General features: G+C 33.7%; 14 protein-coding genes. 6 read left to right on the top strand and 8 right to left on the bottom strand.

Going from position 1 to position 21,075, the window contains the following annotated elements; all coding sequences use genetic code 11:
* Positions 1-120: 120 nt before the first annotated feature.
* From IEW94_RS14010 to IEW94_RS14030, 5 genes are all read right to left on the bottom strand, one after another.
* On the bottom strand, positions 121-1,464 hold the full coding sequence (locus IEW94_RS14010; protein WP_188654180.1) for a sugar MFS transporter: 1,344 nt from the start codon (positions 1,462-1,464) through the stop codon (positions 121-123).
* Positions 1,465-1,528: 64 nt separating this feature from the next.
* A complete protein-coding gene (locus IEW94_RS14015; protein ID WP_188654182.1) occupies positions 1,529-3,148 on the bottom strand; it encodes a glycoside hydrolase family 31 protein in 1,620 nt (539 codons plus the stop codon).
* A 27-nt stretch (positions 3,149-3,175) separates the two neighbouring features.
* Positions 3,176-4,093 (bottom strand): nucleotidyltransferase family protein, encoded by a 918-nt coding sequence (locus tag IEW94_RS14020; protein ID WP_188654184.1) that lies wholly within the window; start codon positions 4,091-4,093, stop codon positions 3,176-3,178.
* Between the two features lie 545 nt (positions 4,094-4,638).
* Complete coding sequence (locus tag IEW94_RS14025) at positions 4,639-5,385, bottom strand: VOC family protein (RefSeq protein WP_188654186.1); 747 nt, start codon at positions 5,383-5,385, stop codon at positions 4,639-4,641.
* A gap of 99 nt (positions 5,386-5,484) precedes the next feature.
* A complete protein-coding gene (locus IEW94_RS14030; protein ID WP_188654188.1) occupies positions 5,485-6,900 on the bottom strand; it encodes a S41 family peptidase in 1,416 nt (471 codons plus the stop codon).
* Between the two features lie 338 nt (positions 6,901-7,238).
* Between IEW94_RS14030 and IEW94_RS14035 the strand changes: the two genes are divergently transcribed.
* The 3 genes from IEW94_RS14035 to IEW94_RS14045 are packed head-to-tail and all read left to right on the top strand — an operon-like array spanning position 7,239 to position 10,333.
* Positions 7,239-7,793: a nuclear transport factor 2 family protein gene (locus IEW94_RS14035; protein ID WP_188654190.1), complete on the top strand. Its 555-nt coding sequence runs from the start codon at positions 7,239-7,241 to the stop codon at positions 7,791-7,793.
* 17 nt (positions 7,794-7,810) lie between these two features.
* Positions 7,811-9,439, top strand: a complete 1,629-nt coding sequence (locus IEW94_RS14040) for a T9SS type A sorting domain-containing protein (protein ID WP_188654192.1) — start codon at positions 7,811-7,813, stop codon at positions 9,437-9,439.
* A gap of 42 nt (positions 9,440-9,481) precedes the next feature.
* The gene (locus IEW94_RS14045; protein ID WP_188654194.1) at positions 9,482-10,333 is read left to right on the top strand and encodes an NHL repeat-containing protein; all 852 of its coding nucleotides are present in this window, start codon (positions 9,482-9,484) and stop codon (positions 10,331-10,333) included.
* Positions 10,334-10,440: 107 nt separating this feature from the next.
* Here IEW94_RS14045 and IEW94_RS14050 read toward each other — a convergent pair whose 3' ends face one another.
* Both IEW94_RS14050 and IEW94_RS14055 read right to left on the bottom strand, forming a co-directional pair.
* On the bottom strand, positions 10,441-11,520 hold the full coding sequence (locus tag IEW94_RS14050; RefSeq protein WP_188654196.1) for a sensor histidine kinase: 1,080 nt from the start codon (positions 11,518-11,520) through the stop codon (positions 10,441-10,443).
* A gap of 1 nt (position 11,521) precedes the next feature.
* Positions 11,522-12,292, bottom strand: coding sequence for a LytR/AlgR family response regulator transcription factor (locus IEW94_RS14055; RefSeq protein ID WP_229669535.1), 771 nt, complete (start codon positions 12,290-12,292; stop codon positions 11,522-11,524).
* Between the two features lie 208 nt (positions 12,293-12,500).
* Between IEW94_RS14055 and IEW94_RS14060 the strand changes: the two genes are divergently transcribed.
* From IEW94_RS14060 to IEW94_RS14070, 3 genes are all read left to right on the top strand, one after another.
* Complete coding sequence (locus IEW94_RS14060; RefSeq protein ID WP_188654198.1) at positions 12,501-15,803, top strand: SusC/RagA family TonB-linked outer membrane protein; 3,303 nt, start codon at positions 12,501-12,503, stop codon at positions 15,801-15,803.
* Between the two features lie 11 nt (positions 15,804-15,814).
* Positions 15,815-17,242, top strand: coding sequence for a SusD/RagB family nutrient-binding outer membrane lipoprotein (locus IEW94_RS14065; RefSeq protein ID WP_188654200.1), 1,428 nt, complete (start codon positions 15,815-15,817; stop codon positions 17,240-17,242).
* A 108-nt stretch (positions 17,243-17,350) separates the two neighbouring features.
* Positions 17,351-18,154: a carboxylesterase family protein gene (locus tag IEW94_RS14070; protein ID WP_188654202.1), complete on the top strand. Its 804-nt coding sequence runs from the start codon at positions 17,351-17,353 to the stop codon at positions 18,152-18,154.
* A 4-nt stretch (positions 18,155-18,158) separates the two neighbouring features.
* Here IEW94_RS14070 and IEW94_RS17000 read toward each other — a convergent pair whose 3' ends face one another.
* Positions 18,159-20,909 (bottom strand): T9SS type B sorting domain-containing protein, encoded by a 2,751-nt coding sequence (locus IEW94_RS17000; protein WP_188654204.1) that lies wholly within the window; start codon positions 20,907-20,909, stop codon positions 18,159-18,161.
* Positions 20,910-21,075 lie beyond the last annotated feature (166 nt).

Genomic DNA, 21,075 nt, shown 5'->3' on the forward strand with positions numbered 1-21,075 from the left:
GCCACTGCCTTTGAGGCCAAAACTGAATTCTCAAAAACCACGGTCCCTATGTTCTCAAATCGCTTTTCAAATCCCGTGGCCTTGTCTATGTTACTTTTCAACATTTTTTATTTTTTTTGATTATTTCTTCAGTACTTTAGAAAATTTATTTTTTGTCCAACTCTTATAAGTATGTCCCCATATCGCAAAAAACAGAATGATGGTATAGCATGGGATCAATATCCAATAACTGTGTGTTGCAGCTGTTGCCATGGCTTCTGCCTTATCTACTCCTTGAGCTATCAATTCAAGTTTATTTGCATCTACCATGCGCCCGTATAAAGGCGGGATGATGGCTCCTCCTGAAATGGCCATTATCAATAAAGCTGAGGCCGTTTTTGTAAACTTGCCCAAACCTTCCAATGTCAAGGGCCAAACTGCTGGCCAAACCAATGCGTTTGCTATGCCTAGTGCAGCTACAAATAAAACAGAGATAAATCCTGTTGTTGACAAGATGCAAATACTAAAAATGATTCCTAAAGTTGCGCTGATTTTTAATGCTACTCCTTGTTTTAAATACTTTGGGATCAATATTACACCTAAAGCATAGGTACATACCATGGCCAAAAGAGTAAAAGTGGTGAAAAACTTGGCATCAGCCGCTGAAAACCCAAGAGAGATCCCATATGATATAATAGTGTCTCCCGCTATAACCTCCGCTCCTACATATACAAATAAGGTCAACACTCCCAACCATAAATGAGGGAACTGAAAAATATTTGTTTTGTTAGTTTTTCCAGTGGAATCCTTTTCAATTTCGGCAGCTTCTACATGAGGCAATGGAGCCTTTCTTATCAAGATACCCAAAACAAACAAAACAATGGCCATTGTTAAATAGGGAAGAAAAACGCTGTCAGCCATTTTATCCAAAAGCATAGCTTTTTCATCTACAGTAACATGCCCCAGTTTTTCCTTTACTTCATCAATACCTGACAATAATAATGCTCCAAAAATCAATGACCCTAAAGCCCCTGCTGTTTTATTGGCAATTCCCATGATGGCAATTCGTTTTGCTCCACTTTCAATAGGACCTAAAATGGTAATATAAGGGTTAGCCGCAGTTTGCAATAGGGTCATCCCAATGCCTTGAACAAAAATACCGGTCAAGAACACCCAATAGGTCCTTGCTTCTGCCGCTGGAATAAAAATCAAGGCTCCGATGGCCATGACAAAAAGCCCAAGAGACATCCCTTTTCTATATCCAATTCTATTTAAGATGTAGGATGCCGGTAATGCCATGGTGACAAATGATATATAGGACGCCGTGGCCACCAAGTAGGATTGCGCATCGGTCAGTTCATTAATCGTTTTCATAAACGGGATGAGCGCTCCATTGATCCAGGTCACAAAACCGAATATGAAAAACAAGCCCGCTATTATCATTATTGGAACTATATTTCCTTTTGATTTAATATTTTTTTTCATATTCTTTCTGTAGTTTGATGTATTTTATTAGTTTTTAAATTTTTTTTATTAATTGCCTTTAGTATCAATTGATCTTAGTGAAAAAAGGAATTCTACTAATTGGAGCATCTATTTCAATAGTTTGATTTCCTTTAATTATCTTGCCATCGTCTCCTTTCCATTTGCCTTTAGGCAAAATTACTTGTCTCTTGTAAACTCCTTTTTCAACAACCGGAGCAACCAATATATTTTCACCAAGCATAAATTGATCTTTGATGGTTTCGTAACCACTATCAGGGAAGGCTAAAGCCATTGGTTTAACAATGGGTTCCCCTGTTATTGAAGCTTGTTTGGCTAATTCGAGAATAAGGCTCCCCATTTTATCATGTAGTTGAGCTGCCTGGAGACATAATTTCGCATTTTCTTTTGATAAAACCCTCCAAGGCGCAACAGAGAATTGCATCATCGGCATTAGAGCGTGTACTTGTGCGGATCTTACAACAAGTTCCTCATCAATCGAAGAAATTTCCATGAATGATCCATATTCACCTCCACCTATCATATCGGGGCAAGTATAGGCATATCCCATCAAACTTTGAGACATTTGGTCGGGAATAAGTTTTTGTAAATCAGCCCAATTATGTCCTTTGTCTCTTAGTCTTTGAGTCAAAGGTAAACCGGCCATTTTCCATGAGGCTCTGTATTCATTTAAAGGATAATCAAGACCTATTTCAGCAAAGAAAGCTGTATGGTCATTTGGTATAGCTGATTTATAGGAAACAACATCATTAACATAAAAGTCAGCATCTCCAGCATCAAATTTGAATCCATCTATGCCATATTCATTTACTAAATGGTCAAGTCTGTCTTTAAACCATTTTTTAGCCTTTGGATTACTTAAATCCAAGCAAGCGCTAGCTCCATTCCACCAACGTATAATAGCTGCTTTATTCTGGGTATTTGCCCATAATACGTCTTGTGTTTTTTGAGGGTCTAGTAGAAGCATGCCTTCTTTGGCCAAATAACGAAAAACTTCTGAATCTGGACTAATGAAAGGGCATACCCAAAGCATGACCATAAAACCCATGTCGTGTAATTTTTTAACCATAGCTTTTGGGTTCTTAAATCTACGCGGAGAAAAATCCCAAATACCATAATTTTCCTGCCAATTATCATCGATCATCAGTACTCCGGGAGGATAACCATTATCAATGATTCCTTGGGCGTATTTTAAAATATCTTCTTGGTTTTGGTTGTATATTAACTCAATCCATGTATTGTACTGTGGATGGGTAAATAATTGTGCTTCAGGAATTTTTCCGTTGGGAGGGAAGAAGTTAGTTACAGCATATTTATATGCATCTTGTAAATTATTTCCAGCTTTCCCGAAAATAATTTTACTATTTCGAGTGGTAATTTTTATAAGACCATTATTAAAGTAATATTTAATTGGATTATCACTCCACACATATCTGCCTTTACTTGAAAGAAGAATTGGTTGCGCTTGGTTCCCTTCATTATTGCCCCACAAATCATGTGTAACATTTGATGTAGCATCATATGGAGTATTATGACCTTCAGTACTTAGTCCTCCCCACCAGTACTCGCCCTTAATCATTTTTATTGCTAGGGAATCTGCTTTTTGAGAAAACGTGTTAATTGAAGTGATGAATATCAATCCTATAACAACTATCTTTTTTTTCATTGTTTATTTTGAATTAAATTAACCGTTTCACCAAAGCTTTGATGGATAAACATTTTTATTTTTTAATTTTTCTATGGCGATTCTTACAATTTCTTTATCCTCTTTATAGGTAACTCCAAACCATTTGGCATCAGATTTTAAAACTTTAAAACTTGCCAAACTTGATTTTAATATTTCATTTACGATGTTTGGAATATAAAATTCAGCCTTTATATTTTCTTTATTAGTTTCCAGAAATTCTTCAAATAATTGACTTCCAAACTCAAAACATTTGGGTGTGAAGCCAAAAAAATTCATCGATACTATTGTGTCTTCATCAATGTCAACAAGTTGTCCGTTATCGTCTTTTCTCATCAATTTCCCATCAATTTTTTCTATATGCGTCCGTTCCGTAACATTTGTTAAAAACCCTTGATTATTAACTTTACATTCACCTCTAGATACATAGCCATAATCTGAAACTGTGTTCTTTAATAGATAAGCCATCATACTAAAATTGTAAGATTCCTTTTTTATACTCATTAAGTATTTTGCCATTGTCTTGAAAGCCTCTGCCCCATAAAAATCGTCAGCATTTATAATTGCGAAATTTTCCTTCACAGCATCTTTGGCCATTAATAATGCATGCCCTGTCCCCCAAGGTTTGGTTCTGTCAGGGTTAATATATTTTTCAGGGACATTGTCAAGTTCTTGGTATACATAATCTACTTCCAATTTCCCTACTAATTTTTTATTAAAAATCTCTTTGAATTCCTTTTCGAAACTTTTTCTGATAATAAATACAACTTTACCAAATCCTGCTCGAAAAGCATCGTATAATGAAAAATCTATAATTGTGTCACCCTCTTCTGTAAAAGTGTCCATTTGTTTTAAACCACCATAACGACTACCCATTCCAGCAGCCAAAATCACTAATGTTGGTTTTTTTCTTTTCTTTTCTTTCATTTTATTTAAAAACCTGTATTACAAGTAGTTATACAATTATTATTTTTAGGTGATCACAACAGATTCAAACAAAACTACATATTATTTATTCAACAAAAAAGAAAAATGACAAAAAATGTGCTCGAACACATTAAAAAATGTTTTCGAGCACATTTAAAACAATTAGAGACTTAATGTTTTTTTATTCACGATTTAATTTACAGTTAGACTTTTATAAGAATTTCTAATTACGGGAAGCTTACAATATCTTAATTAAGTATGCGTAATTTTAACTCAACTATTAATCTAAAGATTAAAATGTCTTAATACTTAGAAGATATTTGATGTATCGTTCTTTAAAAAATAATTATGTGATTTTATTTTGATTTATTTTGATATTACTTGTCTCATATTTGTGCCTTTTTATGTTAAAGCCTTATTAATATTAACAAATTACTTTCTGCATCGGCAAATAGTTTGAAATAATTGTACAATTTTGTACTAATCCACTTGAAAGATATAAGAATAGGAGCGAAGTACTTTACAAATCCTAATCATACTATATATTAGCTTATTTGCAAAAATTCTATTGGGGCACCATTCTCCTCTATGAAGGCAACCCAAACGCTTTTTGACGGACTATAAGGCTCAACGATTACGTTCCTACATTTAATAGCCTCTTTAAGATTGTCAACTTGAAAAGCAATATGGGAGATTTTTTGGACAATAGTTGGTAATTTACAATCTGCATAATATTTTATCCATTGTATTCCATAGGGATTTACTTGATGTTCGGAACAACACAATTTATTATCTTTCAAATAAACTGTATCTCTATTTCTAGAAGTTGTGCAGATTCCAAAGTGATGATATTTAAAATTAACAGATTCTTTCTTATTCTTGATTCTGTTGACTGGATTTATTAATTTATTGTCATTAGGCCATATTTTATTTTCTGGTCTATCAAATTGTAAAAATTCTATTGGCGCTCCATCTACTTCAATAAAACAAACTGTTACTCCTTCTGCTGGATTATTCGGTCCATAAATTACTTTTTGTCCTAAAATAGATTTATCAATATCTTTAACAACAAATGCAATATGAGGAACAGTTTTAATTAATGGGGGTAATGGGGAATTTTTTTCAATTCTTAACCATTCAATCCCGAATTTACTTTCAAAATAACCTGATCCATAAAACTTCCATTCTTCGTTATATTCCTCGTTTTTCTGAGAAATAATTGTTGGTAATCCAATATGATGATATTTATATTCTTCTTTAACCATAAAACTTTTTCTGAATTTTGAATTCATTACGTTTTTTTAGAATTAATATTTGATACAATTTGATATTATTTTTTATGATTTTCTTTTAATTATTTTCAGAATTCTTTTTCAAATTTACTGGGTATATTAATTTTTAACAATATATAATGTTGCGGACTTTTCATTGCTTACATCTAAGCTAAATTTTAGCTTTAAGTCATTTTCAATTTCGAGAGTCAGATTCTTGCTTCCCTTTGCTTTTGAGAGAGAAATCTTTTCTTCAAGAACTACTTTTTCTTGATTTGGGTTTGCACCAAAGTCAAAATTCCAATTCATTGGAGCAATCTTAAACTCATAAATTCCTTTTTTCAATGTGACTTTAGCTTCATAGACACCTTTGCCTTTATACTCAAAGCAAGGAGTGATACTCCACTTTTTACCCCAATCATTCATATTTCCTAACAAGTATATTTCATCTTTTCCCAACGGTTGCTCATCAGCTCTGTCAATTTTTAGTTGTACTTTTTTTAAAGCATCCTCCAATTTCACATCATTTATCAATAATATGGCTAAATCCATAGCTACACTTTGATCAATGCTAATATCTGGTTTTACACCTTTACCTTCAATTTTTCCAATTCGTATTGAGTAATATTCAGCTATTGGTAAGGATAATTGAAATCCATATGGTAAGTCATACATTTTTTGTGATAACATTTCTCCAGCAGTAGTTTGTCCAATTATAGTCACCATTTCTTCATGGGCAAGGGCGTCTATTGCAAACTCGGCGGCACTTGCAGATTTGTCACTTGTCAAGACATATACGTGACCATTAAAGTGAGGATACATTGGGGTAAATTGCACACGAGTTAGCGGTTTCTCTTGTATATCATTCCAGAAAGTCTTCAATGACCATCCTTGCCACGACTTTAAATTTTTTACATCTTCAAGCTTTGGTTCCCTTGTGTTGTTTTTCCACCATTTTCGTGAAACAAATATCCCCACATCAACGGAGTCGGTTAGCACATGGCTAACAAGAGGTACACCTGCAAAAGTTCCTCCTTTATTATTGCGAAGATCAATAATTAGGGATTTTGCTTCATTACTTGCTATTTCACGGTAAGCCTTAAATATTCGTTCTTTTGTATCCACACCCATCATGGTATTCACTGTAAGTATTGCTGTTTTATCAGCCCATTGTAGCGAAACGCTCTGATTGCCTACTCTCAGTGTATCAACAAATTCAGCCATTTCACTCGACTTTCTTTCAGAAAAACTCAGTGATACATGTGAAAAGGGTCCATTTTCCCAAAGTTCATTGAACCCGGTTATGAATTCTTCTTTTGTTTTTACCCTTTTTGCAAGATTTTTTACTTTTTTTTCTAATACAAGATAGTCACCCTTTTTGAGTTCCTTAGGATTGTAATGATATTTGCTCATAAGTTGAGAAATACTATCTGAGACAGTCAACAGCTCTTGATTTAAGAGGTTACCTTTTTTAGAAGTTGGAAAGTTGCATGAGACTATCATTAAAGCTACAAATATAATAGATAATTGTTTCATTTTGAGTTGTTTAATTATTGAACAAAGTGTGATTTTTTACCTTTTTATTTTCAATATGAGATATGGCGATGACTTGAAAGATTGAATCTTTAAAAATAATGGGTACCACCTGAAATGATTTAAAAAATGATTTGAAAGCCTTTGATTTTGATTTAAATGAAGATAAAATCTATTGGTATTACTTTAATGTATTATGAATGGGTGAGAACAGTAGCAAGTCAAAAAGTATCAGAATATAAGCGTTTCACATCTTAATATAACGGGTTCAAATCAAAATAGTGATCAAAAAAAATACTTGACAGATATTAGTACATACTTTTCTAATAAAAGCAATTATCATGTCATTAATTTACCAGTTCCAAACAAAGTCTGCCTACTTTGTTTTATTAATACTGACACCATTTTTATTTTATTCTCAATCAGACCCAGAAAGTCAATCTTCTAAAATTATAGCTTTGAAATATATGGAAGCTTATGGCGATTGGGACTTTGATACAATGAAAACTTTTTATGCTGAAAACATTCATTTTGAAGATCCGACTGGAAGTGAAGCGTTTAATCAAAAATTTGATTTTAATGGAATAGAAGAGGTCTATAACTTTTTTAAGGGTGTCTTTAAAAATGGTTTTGAAAATGAAAAGCCTCCCTATGTTGATTTTAGGATTGAAAAAGTGTTTGAATCGGGATCGTTCGTAATAATCAATTCAACATTTGAATGTCAATTGCCCAATTCATGGTTTAAGGAATCGAGTTTAGAGAGAATATTAATTTCGATCCCATTTTTAACAATACTTCAAATTGAAAATGGGAAAATAATAAGTCATGCAGATTATGGAGGGTACGACAACTACATGAAGCAAATTCAGGTACAAATAACCAATAACAAAGAATAAATCCTAAAACATTGACTATGAAAAACATTACTACATCATTATTAGCACTCTTAACCTATATGTTCACAAATGCCCAAGAATTTGGTAATAACGATTTTAGAATTAGTGATATGGGTACAGATGGTTCAATATCTTTTGTGTCATTTAAACCAAGGGTTGCCTACAGCATTACTGAAGATAAGTATTTAGTTGTATGGGCAGCAGATGACGACAGAGGAAGTGTTGTGGATAATGAGTTCGAAATATATGGTCAATTTATTGATGGAGACGGTAATGAAGTAGGGGCAAACGATTTTAGAATTAGTTTTTTAGGAACGGATGGAGATACTGCATTTAGGGCTGAAGATCCTGATGTTACCTACAACTCAATTGATAATGAATTTTTTGTGGTTTGGAAAGGAGAAACATCAGTCGATGGTGAAAATGAAATTTTCGGACAGCGAGTTGATGCCAGTACAGGAAATTTGATCGGATCCAACTTTAGAATAAGTGATATGGGTACGGAAGGGGATACAAGCACGGGAGCCTTTCTTCCAAAAGTTGACTGTAGTAAAACCAATAATGAGTATTTAGTGGTTTGGGAAGGAGATGATGTAATCAATAATAAAATTGAAATTTATGGTCAGAAAATTTCAAACCTGGGTGTTGAAATTGGCAGCAATGACTTTAAGATAAGTAACCAACTGCCAATTGATGATGCAAGTTTTGATGCCAGATACCCAAATCTTGTATGGAATGAAATAGACAATGACTTTTTAATAGTCTGGCAAGGAGAAACATCTACTGATAACGAAACAGAAGTATATGGTCAATTATTCGATTTAGATACTAATTCTTTTATTGGTGGGAATTTTAAAATAAGTGATATGGGAACAGATGGTGACACATCATTTACTGTTGGACAAAATTTGAGTTTAGCATATAATAGTACAGATAATGAATACTTAATAGTGTGGTCAGGCTCTGATTTTACCCCTAATGTATATGAAATATATGGTCAAATACTTTTGTCAAATGGTTCTGAAACCGGGTCTAATGATTTTAGAATAAGTAGCTTAACAAATATAGATTCATCCTATGATGCTTGGGCACCTGAGATTGTTTGGAACCAAATGAACAATGAATACTTTGTAACTTATAGAGGTGACACCAATACTTTAAATGAAGAAGAAATATATGGTCAAATACTTTCCAGTTCAGGAAGCTTAAAGGGTGGAGCATTTTTATTAAGTGATATGGGACCGGATAATGACGCTAATTATGACGGTGATTATCCTGCAATAGCTACTAATCATCAAAATGGATATCTAATTACTTGGCAAGGAGATGATAGTTTTTCACCAAATGATGGCGAAACGGAAATCTATATTCAAATGTATGGCAATAGTACTCTTGGGACTTCTAATACCAATCCAGATAATGTTATTTTATTTCCTAACCCCACTAATAAATATCTGCATATAAACATATCAAGGATAAATATCTCTTCAATTTGTATTTACAATTTATTAGGTCAGAAGATAGATTCTTTTAATTTTTCAAATCAAATTATTGATTTGGGTAATTTAAAAAAGGGGATTTATCTGTTTAAAATTTGGACTAATGATAAAAATACGCAGGTTTTTAAAATTATAAAATCGGAGTAATTATTAGTATAAAATGCAGATTATCCTAAAACAATAAATCAAATGAGAAGTATAGTTGTTATTATTTTTTTAGTTTCAAGTAGTTGGGTTTTTTCTCAAAGCGTAAGTACATTGGCCAAAATAGAACCTAATTTTGGTGATGGTATGATTGTAACACCAAAAGGCGACATATTGGTTTCTGGTGGTTACAATAAAACCAAGATTTTGAAAATTACAAAAGAAGGATTGGTTTCAACTTATATTGACAGTTTGCCGGGCCCAGTTGGCCTGGGGTTTGATTCTAAAGGTAATTTGTACGTTGCAAATTATACTGGAAATTCAATATCTAAAATCACACCTACTAAAGAAATCAATGAATTTGCCATCAACCTCGATGGCCCAGCTGGACTTATAGTTAATGATAGTGATGAAATATTGATCACTTTATACGGGGCTAATTTTAGTGGAACAGGAGGTAAAATATTAAAATTTAAACCAGATGGAAGTTTTATGGAAATTACTTCTGAAAATGGTTTACTGGATGCTATAGGTATTGTGCTTGATGACAACAAAAACTTATACGTTACAAACTTTTTAGGTGGAAATTTATTTAAAGTAGACAGAAATAATCAATTAGAAAAGGTAGCAACAATACCAAATGCTAAAATCAACCAGATAACTTATTTTAATAATTATGTTTACTTGCCAAGTCCTAACCTAAGGAAAATATTCAGATTTAACATTTCAAATGGAACAATAGAACATTTTGCAGGAACAGGAGCAGATACTATTATTGACGGGCCGCTATTAACTTCTGGGTTTAATATGCCTAACAGTTGTGCTATTGATGTTTCTAGGAGAATACTCTATATTTTAGAACACAAGAAGGGGTTAATTAGAAAGATAAAGCTATAGTTTTTAATTAAAAAGACATGTCTTTAAAATAATCAAATGTTCCTGTGAAAATTGGTGGCAGAGAAATTTTTAATAGAAATGTATTTGGCACAAATAGTTTATTTTTTTTATTCATATTTAACGGGGAATATTAGCTTAGTAACCACTCCTTTTTTATTTGGAATATTTTTAATTGAGAACTTATAATCATCATACAAAGTCTCTAAACGCTCAATGGTATTTTTTAAACCTGTTCCATAAATGACATTGGTTTTATCTAAAGGTGCCCCATCATTTTTGATCGTAATTTCTAAATTGTCTTTATTCTGTTTAATTGTTATCTCAATTTTTAAACTTGTGTTTTTATCAGAATAACCATGATTAAAAGAGTTTTCTATTATAGGTTGAATTATTAAGCTAGGAATTAAAACATCTTCAAGGCCTTTTTGGACATTTAAGTTGACTTCCAAATGATCTGAAAAACGAATACTCATTATATCCAAATAACGTTTTAAAATATCAATCTCTTTTCCAAGATTTAAAAAATTGGTGTCCTTTAAATATACAATGTCCCTTAACAAATCACTAAAATCCGCTAAAGTGTTTTGTGCTAGTTTTTTATCGACTTCTATTAGATGGGATATACTATTGAGTGTATTGAAAAAGAAATGGGGATGTAATTGATACTTTAAGATATTTACTTTAACATCTGATAATTGCTGTTTTAGTTTAGCTTTTTGTACCTCAGTGTTTTTTATTTTGTCTAAATAGTAATATGTGTTAACGATAAACACATTGGTAAAATAGATTAAAAAATGCACATTAGAATAATCTACAATATTTAATACATAATATCTTAATGTTCTGGTTCCTGTAAGGTTTTTAAAATAGTAAGTATAAAAATCATAAGTAAAGAAAATTATGACTAGTGTGACTATGGATAATAAAAAATGAAAGGCAAATCTTGTAAACCAGCTATCATAAATATCTAGGAATTTTTTAGCGGTATACATAATGAACATAAAAAGAGCTATGCTGTAAAGGTTTTCTATTATAAAACCATCAAATAGAAAACTCAGCCAGCTTTTGTCCTTGAATCCAAGTCCATTGTATTTTAAAATACTGTTTTTTGATAAGTTAATTAGGTTATAAAAAACCCAGAAGAACAATAAGAGATTGAATAATTTTTTTGGAAATATGTTTCTCATGTTAAAGCCCCATAGCATTAGTGAAATCTTTTTTATAGCTTTTGCTTATTCTGAACAGTTTATTGTCGTTCATCTTTACGTCAATTTCTCCATAGTTTGAATTTATTAGTTCGCTTATATAATTTAGGTTTATAATGGTTGATCGATGGATTCTGAGAAAATTGTTGGAATTCAATTGTGTGATTAAATTATTTAATGAATCCCTCAACAGGTATTTTTTGTTCTCAGTGAAAATCTCAGCATAATATCCAGAAGCTGTTATGTATATGATATCTTGGATATCTATAAACAAGACTTTATTACCTATTTTAACAGGAATTTTTTTTATAAAATCTTTCTTTTCTCCCTGTGAATTCATATAATCAAGAATATTTTTGATTTTGTTATCAAACAAGGGATAGTGCTTGTCTTTAATAACTTCTATGGCTTTGTTAACCGATTTCATAAAACGGTCTTCTCTAAAAGGTTTTTGTAAATAGTCCAAAGCAAAGTAATCAAACGCCTTTATTGCAAACTCATCATAAGCTGTTATAAAAACAACTACAGGCTTTACATTTGGAGATATCTTTTCCAAGACCTTAAACCCAGTCATATCTTTCAATTTAATATCCAGAAAAACCAGAGCGGGAGCAAATTCATTAATAAATTGTATAGCCTTTTTTCCTGTAGAACATTCTTCAATTAAGTTTATGTCTTCAAAATGCTCCAAAAGTTTAATAACTCTCTGTCTAGCAAGAGGTTCATCGTCTACAACAATGGTGTTTATCTTCATAAAAAAGAATCAATTTTTGTTTGATTTCTGTAAAATTAACATTTTGAAATAACTTGATAATCATTGTTTTATAAATAATATCAAAATATAAGGCACTCGCCGCTAGCAAAAAGGTTTTCACATCATATTTAAAATGATACACTTCATGCGCATCATAAATTTGCTCCTGTCCCTCTAGATTTACACAACTAACTTAAAATTAATTTCAATGGACAAAGTTTACAAGATTCTTTTTCTTGTCTGTATGTTTACAATTCATGTAAATGCTCAAGAAAATTCAATTTCAGGTGTTGTTTCAGATAATTCTGGAGTGCCCATACCTGGTGTTAACATTATTGTTGGGGGAACTAGTGTGGGAACCCAAACTGATTTTGATGGAAAATATTCCATTCATGCTAAAACTGGAGATGTTTTGGTTTTCTCTTTTTTAGGATTAAAGACAGAACGGGTAACAGTTGGAACATCTAATACAATTGATGTGACCATGCAAGAAGATGCTTCTGTGTTAGATGAGGTTGTGGTTACTGCGCTAGGCATCAAAAGAGAGAAGAAAAGTTTGGGTTATGCCACCCAAGAAGTTAAAGGTGATGCCGTATCAAAGGTACAAAGCCAAAACTTTGTTAACTCCCTGTCAGGTAAAATTGCTGGTTTGCAAATTAAACCTTCTGGAACTTTAGGGGGTTCCACACAAGTGGTTATTAGGGGAAATTCTTCTGTTGCCGGTAATAATCAAGCGCTATTTGTAATTGATGGCGTTCCTATTGACAATGGTGTTAATAACCAAATCACAACAGCTGTTACTGCTGATAATCGTTCACAAACAGTTGGGCGTGGTGGCTATGATTACGGTAATGCGGCATCAGACATTAACCCAGATGATATTGAGTCAATCAATGTGTTGAAAGGCGCTGCGGCCTCTGCACTGTACGGTTCTCGTGCTGCAAATGGGGTTATTATGATTACAACAAAAAAGGGAACTAAAAGAAAGGGGATTGGCATTACAGTTAATTCAAGTGTTACTGTTGGTACTGTAGATAAAGAAACCCTGCCCAAATTTCAACATAAATATGGTGCTGGTTATGGTCCTGGATACGGAGCTGCTGGTGATGGCTATTTTAATGATCAGTTTGATATTAACGGAGATGGTATAAACGACATTTCTGTACCGTTTACAGAAGACGCTTCTTGGGGTGCAGAATTTGATCCAAATCTATTGGTTTATCAATGGAATTCTATATTCCCTCAATTGGATGGTTATCAACAGGCAACTCCTTGGGTAGCAGGGGCACATGATTTTAATTATATATGGGAAACGTCTACCAATACTGTAAATTCTGTATCATTAGATGGAGGAGGAGATAATACCTCTTTTAGATTAGGAATAACTAATTTAATGAACCAAGGTAATTTGCCTAACAGTTTAATAAAACGAAATAGCATTAACTTTAATGGAAGCCTTGATTTATCGGATAAACTAAAAGTTTCTACATCATTTAACTTTGTTAAAACAAATGGTAAAGGAAGGTATGGAACTGGATATGATTCCAACAATGTTATGCAGCAAGCTAGGCAGTGGCACCAAACAAATATAGATTTCGAAGAACAAAAAGAAGCCTATTTTGCTACTAGGGAAAACATTACTTGGAATGCTAGTTCCTATGATAATTTGTCGCCTATTTATTCTGATAACCCGTATTGGACTTTCTATGAAAATTATGAAACTGATATGCGCTCAAGATTTTTTGGAAATGTTGTATTGGATTATAATATAAATGATTGGTTAAGTGCGCTTGGTAGGTTTACCTATGATACATATTCTGAATTACAAGAGGAAAGAACCAATGTAGGAAGCTCAAATGTACCAAGATATACCAGATTTAATAATAGTGTTTCTGAATATAATTATGATGCGATTTTAAGTTTTAATAAAGATTTGACGGAGGATTTAAATCTTGACGGAAACCTTGGTTTTAACTTAAGCAGAAAAGAATGGAACAATATTTATGCGCTTACTAATGGAGGTCTGAATTTAGCTGGACTTTACTCTCTCAACAATAGTGTAAGCCCCATTAATGCTCCTACCGAATATGCAGCTATCCAAATGGTTGATGGTTTGTTTGGTCGTGTTAGTCTGGGGTATCTTAATACTTATTTTGTTGAGGGAACATACAGAAGAGATAGGAACTCTAGTTTGCCTAAAGCCAAGAATACTTATAATTATTGGTCAGCTACCGGAAGTATAATCTTCTCACAATTGATAAATGCAGATTGGTTGAGTTTTGGTAAGGTACGAGGTAATTATGGTACAGTGGGCAATGGTACAACCCCATATCAAGTGTTCAACACTTTTGCCATCTCATCACCTTTTGGTGGTGAAGGGAATGCTTCAAATCCGTCAAGTAGGGCAAACCTTAATTTGCTTCCAGAGGAGCAAGAAAATTGGGAGATTGGCCTAGAGATGTCTTTTGTTGATAAACGTGTTGGCTTTGACATAACTTATTACAGCACACAAAATAAAAACCAAATTACAAGAGTTCCCGTAACGCGTTCTACTGGGTATGCATCGGTGCTTTTAAATGCGGGTACAATAGAAAACAAAGGTTGGGAAGTTCAATTTCATGCTACTCCTTTAAAACTAAATAATTTCCAATGGGATTTGACTTTAAACTGGGATAAAAACAAAAATAAAGTTGTGTCTTTGGCACCAGGTATTGAAACCTTGGAATTAGCAAGTAGTTTACAAGGTGGAATATCTATAAATGCGGCAGTGGGTCAACCATACGGAATCATAAGGGGGCGCGATTGGGTGTATTATGATTCAAATGGTAATGGTGTTACAGATAAATCTGAAAGGTATGATGCCAATAGGGTAATTAGTTCAAGCGGTAGACCTATGCGGACTTCTACAAGTAACGAAAACATTGGAGATGTTAATCCTGATTGGAAAGCTGGAGTTTACAATAGTTTTACCTATAAAAATTTCAACTTAAGTTTCTTGATTGACATACAAAAAGGAGGCGATGTGTTTTCATTGGATACCTATTATGGTTTTGGAACTGGTCTGTATGATTTTACAGCTGCTGATAATGATTTGGGTAATCCACTCAGAGACCCTATTGTAGGAACTCCTGGAAATTATGCGGCTAATAGTGGAGGTTATCTTTGGGAAGGCGTGCAAGCTGATGGTACACCAAACAATGTTAGGAGAAGCATGACGTATCCCGGAGAGTTTGGTTATGCCCTTCCAAGTGCTGCCCATGTTTGGGATGCAGGTTATGTAAAACTTAGAGAGGTTTCTTTAGCATACAGTTTTGATAAGAAAATTTTAGATAAAACACCTTTTACCAATGCTACTTTGTCACTAATAGGAAGAAATTTATGGATCATACACAAAAACATTCCTTATGCAGATCCAGAAGCTGGTTTGAGTGCTGGTAATATTCAAGGATACCAATCAGGTTCTTATCCTTCTGTTAAAGAAGTAGGGGCTAGTCTTAAATTACAATTCTAAAAAAGATGAAAATGAAAAAAACAATAATAACAACAATTCTTTCTATGATTTTAGTATTGGTCTCCTGTAAAACTGATGATCAATATGAAAATTACAACAGAAATCCTAAGAGCCCAACTAAAGTGGCTGCAGGTTTCCTGTTCAATGGAGCTACCAAGAGTTTAATAGATCAAATGACATCAATAAATGTTAATATTAATGTGTTTAGATTTTTTGCTCAAACCAATACAACAACAACTTACACAGATGAACCAAATTTTGACCTTACAACCAGAGGGATTCCAGATTATCATTGGTCTGAAATGTACAGGGATGTGTTGTTGGATTTAAAAACATCTAAAGAAGTTGCATTAGCAGACGAAATGCTCACAGAAAGCGAGAAAAAGGCAAGAGTTGCCCAAGCAGAAGTGTTGATGGTCTATACTTTTCAGCAAATGGTAGACACTTGGGGGAATATTCCTTACAGTGAAGCTCTTAGTGATGTGACTTTGCCTAAATATGATGATGCAGCAACTATTTATAATGACCTTATTTCTCGTATTAATGCCGCAATTCCAGATTTAAGTGGTTCTGGCTATAGTTCATCAGACCAAATATATGGTGGTAATTCTGCTGCTTGGGTTAAATTTGCCAATTCTTTAAAGTTAAGAATAGGTATTCGTCTTACGGATGTGAATCCTTCTTTGTCACAATCAACGGTAGAGTCTGCTGTTAGTGCAGGGGTATTTACTTCAAATGATGATAACGCAACTATTCAATATGAAGGATCTACACCAAATACCAATCCTATGTGGATTGATTTAGTGCAATCTGGTCGTTTAGACCATATTCCTTCTAATACAATTATTGACATCATGAATAATCTCGATGACCCTAGAAGACAGGTTTATTTTGATGATAACTTAGGAGCAGGTGTTTATACAGGTGGAAACTTTGGTACTTTAGCAAGTTACCCTACTGTCTCTCATTTGGGTGCTGCCCTAATGGATCCAACAAACCCAGCTTCACTAATGGATTATGCTGAGGTATCTTTTATGCTTGCTGAAGCGGCTGAAAGAGGGTATAATGTAGGCGGAACTGCGGAGCAATTTTACAACAATGGAATTGCAGCTTCATTTGACTACTGGGGAGCAACAGGACTTACTACTTATATGGCCAACCCGGATGTTGCTTATACAACAGCTCCCGGTACTTGGAGACAAAAAATAGGGCTTCAATTCTGGTTGGCTATGTTCAACAGAGGATTTGAGGGATTTACAGTTTGGAGAAAATTCGATTGGCCTGCTTTTCAACTTCCAGTCGACCAGATGAACCCTTTGCCATATAGGTACACCTATCCAATTGATGAACAGAACTTAAATGAAACCAATTGGGAGGCCGCATCTACAGCTATTGGTGGAGATTCTCAACAGACCAAAATATTCTGGGATGTAAATTAAGAATCTTATTTTTTAGTGTGAGTTTTAAAATGATAGGTTTTTTATATAATGAAAGACCTATCATTTTACTTTCAATTATTACTTGTTTGAACAGTTAAAATTAAAACAATGAAACAGTTATTTAAATATTTATTGACTTCTTTATTTTTTTTGATTATAAGTTGCAATAAAAGTAGTGTAGATTCACCTGGTACCGAAACAGCTAGAACAGCCGATGATGTTCGGCAGGATTTTGAAAGTTTTGATTTTCAACCAGGCGTTAATGATGTGTCCCTTGAGTCAACTACAAAAGGCTTTTTTTGGAACTTTAGGATTATTGTGCCTGAAGGAGCAAGTGAAACCAACAAAAAGCCCTTGATCTTTAATTTGCACGGAGGGGCCCAAAATAATATTCCAGAGGCACATAAATCAACAGACTGCTTAATAAGTCCTGGACTGGATGGTATTATTGAAGCTTTTATTATTAGTCCGAATAGTAACGCTCAACTTTGGTACGAACCAAACAATCAAATACAGATACTGGCTCTTTATGATTTAGCAACTTCGTATTTACCAATTGATACTAGCAAAATAGCAATAACTGGTTATAGTGACGGGGGCAATGGTAGTTGGTTTTATGCCCAGTACTATCCAAATATGTTCTCGGCAGCCATACCCATGGCAACCTCATACAATACGGCCAAAAGCAATGGAAGTGTTGAGCCTATAACCATCCCTTTATATGTCATTCATGGAGAGAATGACACATTGTTTCCTGTGGAGACGACCCAGGGTTATGTTGATGAATCAATTGCTGCTGGATCTGATATTAATTTTGTAATAGCACCTGGATTAGATCATTATCATCCTTGCGACTATGTTTCTTATTTAAGAGAAGCAGCTCAATGGCTAAAAACAACCGTATGGAATTGACCTCTTATATTTTCAAGGTAAAATGCCCTCTGTAAACCTTTCCATTTGGAAGTTTCATAAAATACCAATAGTCGTCTGGTGTTAAAAGAACACCATTAAAAGTTCCGTTCCAACCATTAGACATCAATGGATTAAAAGATTTTATAAGCTTGCCATATCGGTCATAAATATGAATGCGTAAGGGGTTTGATACAAATTGATTTGGATTCAACCCATATACGTTCCAAGTATCATTATTGCCATCATTATTGGGAGTAAAATATTTTGGAAAACCGAATATATAAAAGTCCCTAAAAACCGTTTCACAGCTATTGACATCTTTGATATAGACTTGGTGTAGGCCTTCATTGATATTTAAAAACACATTGCTTTCCTGATAAGGACCGTTTACGTCATCCAATGCAAAAAGAAAAGTTTCTTCTGAATTTATTAAAACCTGAATGCTTTGCCCATTGATTGCAATATCTTGAATATCTGGTATTTCATTCTGTTTTACGTCTATAGTGATAACATCTTCACAAATTGATGTCTCATCATAAACCGTAACACTATAAACACCTGGTTGGTTTACCAATATTTCATTGGTTGTTTCTCCAGTGTTCCAAGAATATCTGTAGAAATTTACTTGAGCATTGCTTATGCCAGAATTGATTGTGACCGGAAAGTCATCTTGGCAAACGCTGATAACTTGATCACTTAATTGAGGAAAAGGCTTAACATTCAAATTCAAAATGCCATCGCCATAACAAGCGTTATCGCTTTCTGCTCTTATGAATAAGGTTTGAGGGCCAGAAGAATAGATACTAGGAACCGCATTAACCCCAATGGCTGCATCGTTTTTATTGTCATAAAAAGTTATAGAGACATTTGATGGTAAATTCAATTGAGTTGCAATTTTGTTTCCTTCTGCCTCTAAATCAAAATTGGCCATATTCACATTATCAAAATCACAGGCAGATAGCTCATGTGAACCGATATCAATTGGATTGGTGGTTTTCAGTCTAATGGTTGCCATGTTGAAGCATTCGGTATTTGTTTTATATACCTTAGCATATAATACTTCATTCTGGGATTGGTTTCTATAAATATTGTTAAGAGGGTTGGTATTCAAGGTGTCCTTTACGGCATCGGATATTGAGCGGTAATAATACACTTGTATGGCTTCAGAGGTATTTAAACTGATTGGGGCATTGGCCAGTTGCAGATTATAGGTCGTAATTCCATCATTTGGGTTGCTATCATATGAATCGCACTGAACCAATTCATAAATACCACTAATTATATTTGGAGGTTCTGAAATAATAACCTGTTTTATTAATGGATCACTTTCTATGCCGTTTAGTGACATGGTCAAACTAACAGAATAGGTGCCTGGGGATGTATAAACATGATAAGGGTTTTCGTCTGTCGAAGTATACCCATCTCCAAAATTCCAAACAACACTATCAAAGGGCTCTTCAGATGTTATGTAAAAAGAGGTTTGGTCGCCTAAACATGTGTGTCTATAATCAAATGTGTATATAAAAATGGATTGTACAAATGGTGGCAATCCAAGCAAAGATGCTTTACCGCCCAAACTCACCGTATTTTCATAATAATTGCACGATGTTCCCAAGTTGTTGGGGTCTTTAATTACAGAAATGCTTGAGCCTGCCTTGGATATCCTAAATCCTGCTCTATAAATTTTTCCATTCATAGCTAATTGCAATGCTCCTGCAACATTGGTAGATGTTGAAATCTCAACTTTAGAGGTAGCAATATCATTCGCTTCTAAATTATACTGAAATAAATGGCTATTAATGAAAACATTATTTTCGTTATAAAAATTATCAGTCACGTACAATAACTTAGAGTTTGGAGAAAATTCCAATCCGTAAGGATAAGCATCTGAAAGAATAGTTACTTGATTTGATACTTTTCCAGAGGCATTGTCAAAATCATACAATAGAACTTTACCTGACTGCTTTTTTGGTTGTTTAGGGCCGCCTTTCCCTAAAATAGTAGAACTATGGGCTATGGCTATTTTTTTTCCGTTGGGAGAAACTTTTAAATACCCTATTGCACTAATATTTACGCCGCTATCATTAAAAAGTGGAGCAACAGTCAATGGAACTTTTGATGTTACTGGAGTTTCATCTACACCGTTAACATCAATCTTAAATGAGTAGAACTTATCCCAAAATTGAGTTGTAACCCAATATGAACTTCCGTCCTTATGGCTAACAGCTGTGATCTTTTCAGATGATTTGTACTCTTTTTGTAGAGTATTGCCACTGTCATAGGTAATTAAATGTCTGTTTTTAACACTGGTTATTACATCTCCAAAATTATTGTTTAAGGACAGATCAATTTCTGAATAATTAACGCCGTCTATGGATTCCCCTTCTGTTAAATAATAGCTTGGTTTGTCAACGGTAAAAATGTAATATCTTGAATTACTGCCTGGTTTTGGAATTATTAAAGCGGATTCAGTACTTGAACCGTGACCTAATAACCCTTGTCCATTTGGCATTACTTCATGACGTCTGTCCCAAACTGTAATGCCGTCTGTATAAAACAACAGATTCCCGTTGACATCTGATATGGAGGCACAGCCTTCGCTTGTATTAAGCTTGCCATTTAAAAGCGGTGACGGATTCCCTGAATTAAAATCAAGACCGGCGAATTGTCCAAAATACCAATTGGCAGATTCTTTCTGTGAGTAAACCAAAGAAACATGCAGTACAAAAATGAGTCTTAAAATTCGAGCATTCATAAAAAAATAGCATTACTAACTTGTGTGGAATTAATGTGTGTAACTCATTATAAAAACCAGTCAAGAGTTCATAGCAAAATAGATATTCTTGTTGTACTCAGTAGGTATTTTGAATTGTAAGCCATTGTTTTTGATATGAATGTCTTTTTAAACTGTGATTAAATAA

The organism is Yeosuana aromativorans, assembly GCF_014646655.1.
Classification (GTDB): domain Bacteria; phylum Bacteroidota; class Bacteroidia; order Flavobacteriales; family Flavobacteriaceae; genus Yeosuana; species Yeosuana aromativorans.

Excerpts from the sequence above, each read along its gene's own strand:
- IEW94_RS14045 (WP_188654194.1), top strand. The coding sequence starts at position 9,482 with ATGAGAAGTATAGTTGTTATTATTTTTTTAGTTTCAAGTAGTTGGGTT.
- IEW94_RS14055 (WP_229669535.1), bottom strand. The coding sequence starts at position 12,292 with ATGAAGATAAACACCATTGTTGTAGACGATGAACCTCTTGCTAGACAG.
- IEW94_RS17000 (WP_188654204.1), bottom strand. The coding sequence starts at position 20,909 with ATGAATGCTCGAATTTTAAGACTCATTTTTGTACTGCATGTTTCTTTG.
- IEW94_RS14030 (WP_188654188.1), bottom strand. The coding sequence starts at position 6,900 with ATGAAACAATTATCTATTATATTTGTAGCTTTAATGATAGTCTCATGC.
- IEW94_RS14015 (WP_188654182.1), bottom strand. The coding sequence starts at position 3,148 with ATGAAAAAAAAGATAGTTGTTATAGGATTGATATTCATCACTTCAATT.
- IEW94_RS14040 (WP_188654192.1), top strand. The coding sequence starts at position 7,811 with ATGAAAAACATTACTACATCATTATTAGCACTCTTAACCTATATGTTC.
- IEW94_RS14025 (WP_188654186.1), bottom strand. The coding sequence starts at position 5,385 with ATGAATTCAAAATTCAGAAAAAGTTTTATGGTTAAAGAAGAATATAAA.
- IEW94_RS14035 (WP_188654190.1), top strand. The coding sequence starts at position 7,239 with ATGTCATTAATTTACCAGTTCCAAACAAAGTCTGCCTACTTTGTTTTA.
- IEW94_RS14065 (WP_188654200.1), top strand. The coding sequence starts at position 15,815 with ATGAAAAAAACAATAATAACAACAATTCTTTCTATGATTTTAGTATTG.
- IEW94_RS14020 (WP_188654184.1), bottom strand. The coding sequence starts at position 4,093 with ATGAAAGAAAAGAAAAGAAAAAAACCAACATTAGTGATTTTGGCTGCT.
- IEW94_RS14010 (WP_188654180.1), bottom strand. The coding sequence starts at position 1,464 with ATGAAAAAAAATATTAAATCAAAAGGAAATATAGTTCCAATAATGATA.
- IEW94_RS14050 (WP_188654196.1), bottom strand. The coding sequence starts at position 11,520 with ATGAGAAACATATTTCCAAAAAAATTATTCAATCTCTTATTGTTCTTC.
- IEW94_RS14060 (WP_188654198.1), top strand. The coding sequence starts at position 12,501 with ATGGACAAAGTTTACAAGATTCTTTTTCTTGTCTGTATGTTTACAATT.
- IEW94_RS14070 (WP_188654202.1), top strand. The coding sequence starts at position 17,351 with ATGAAACAGTTATTTAAATATTTATTGACTTCTTTATTTTTTTTGATT.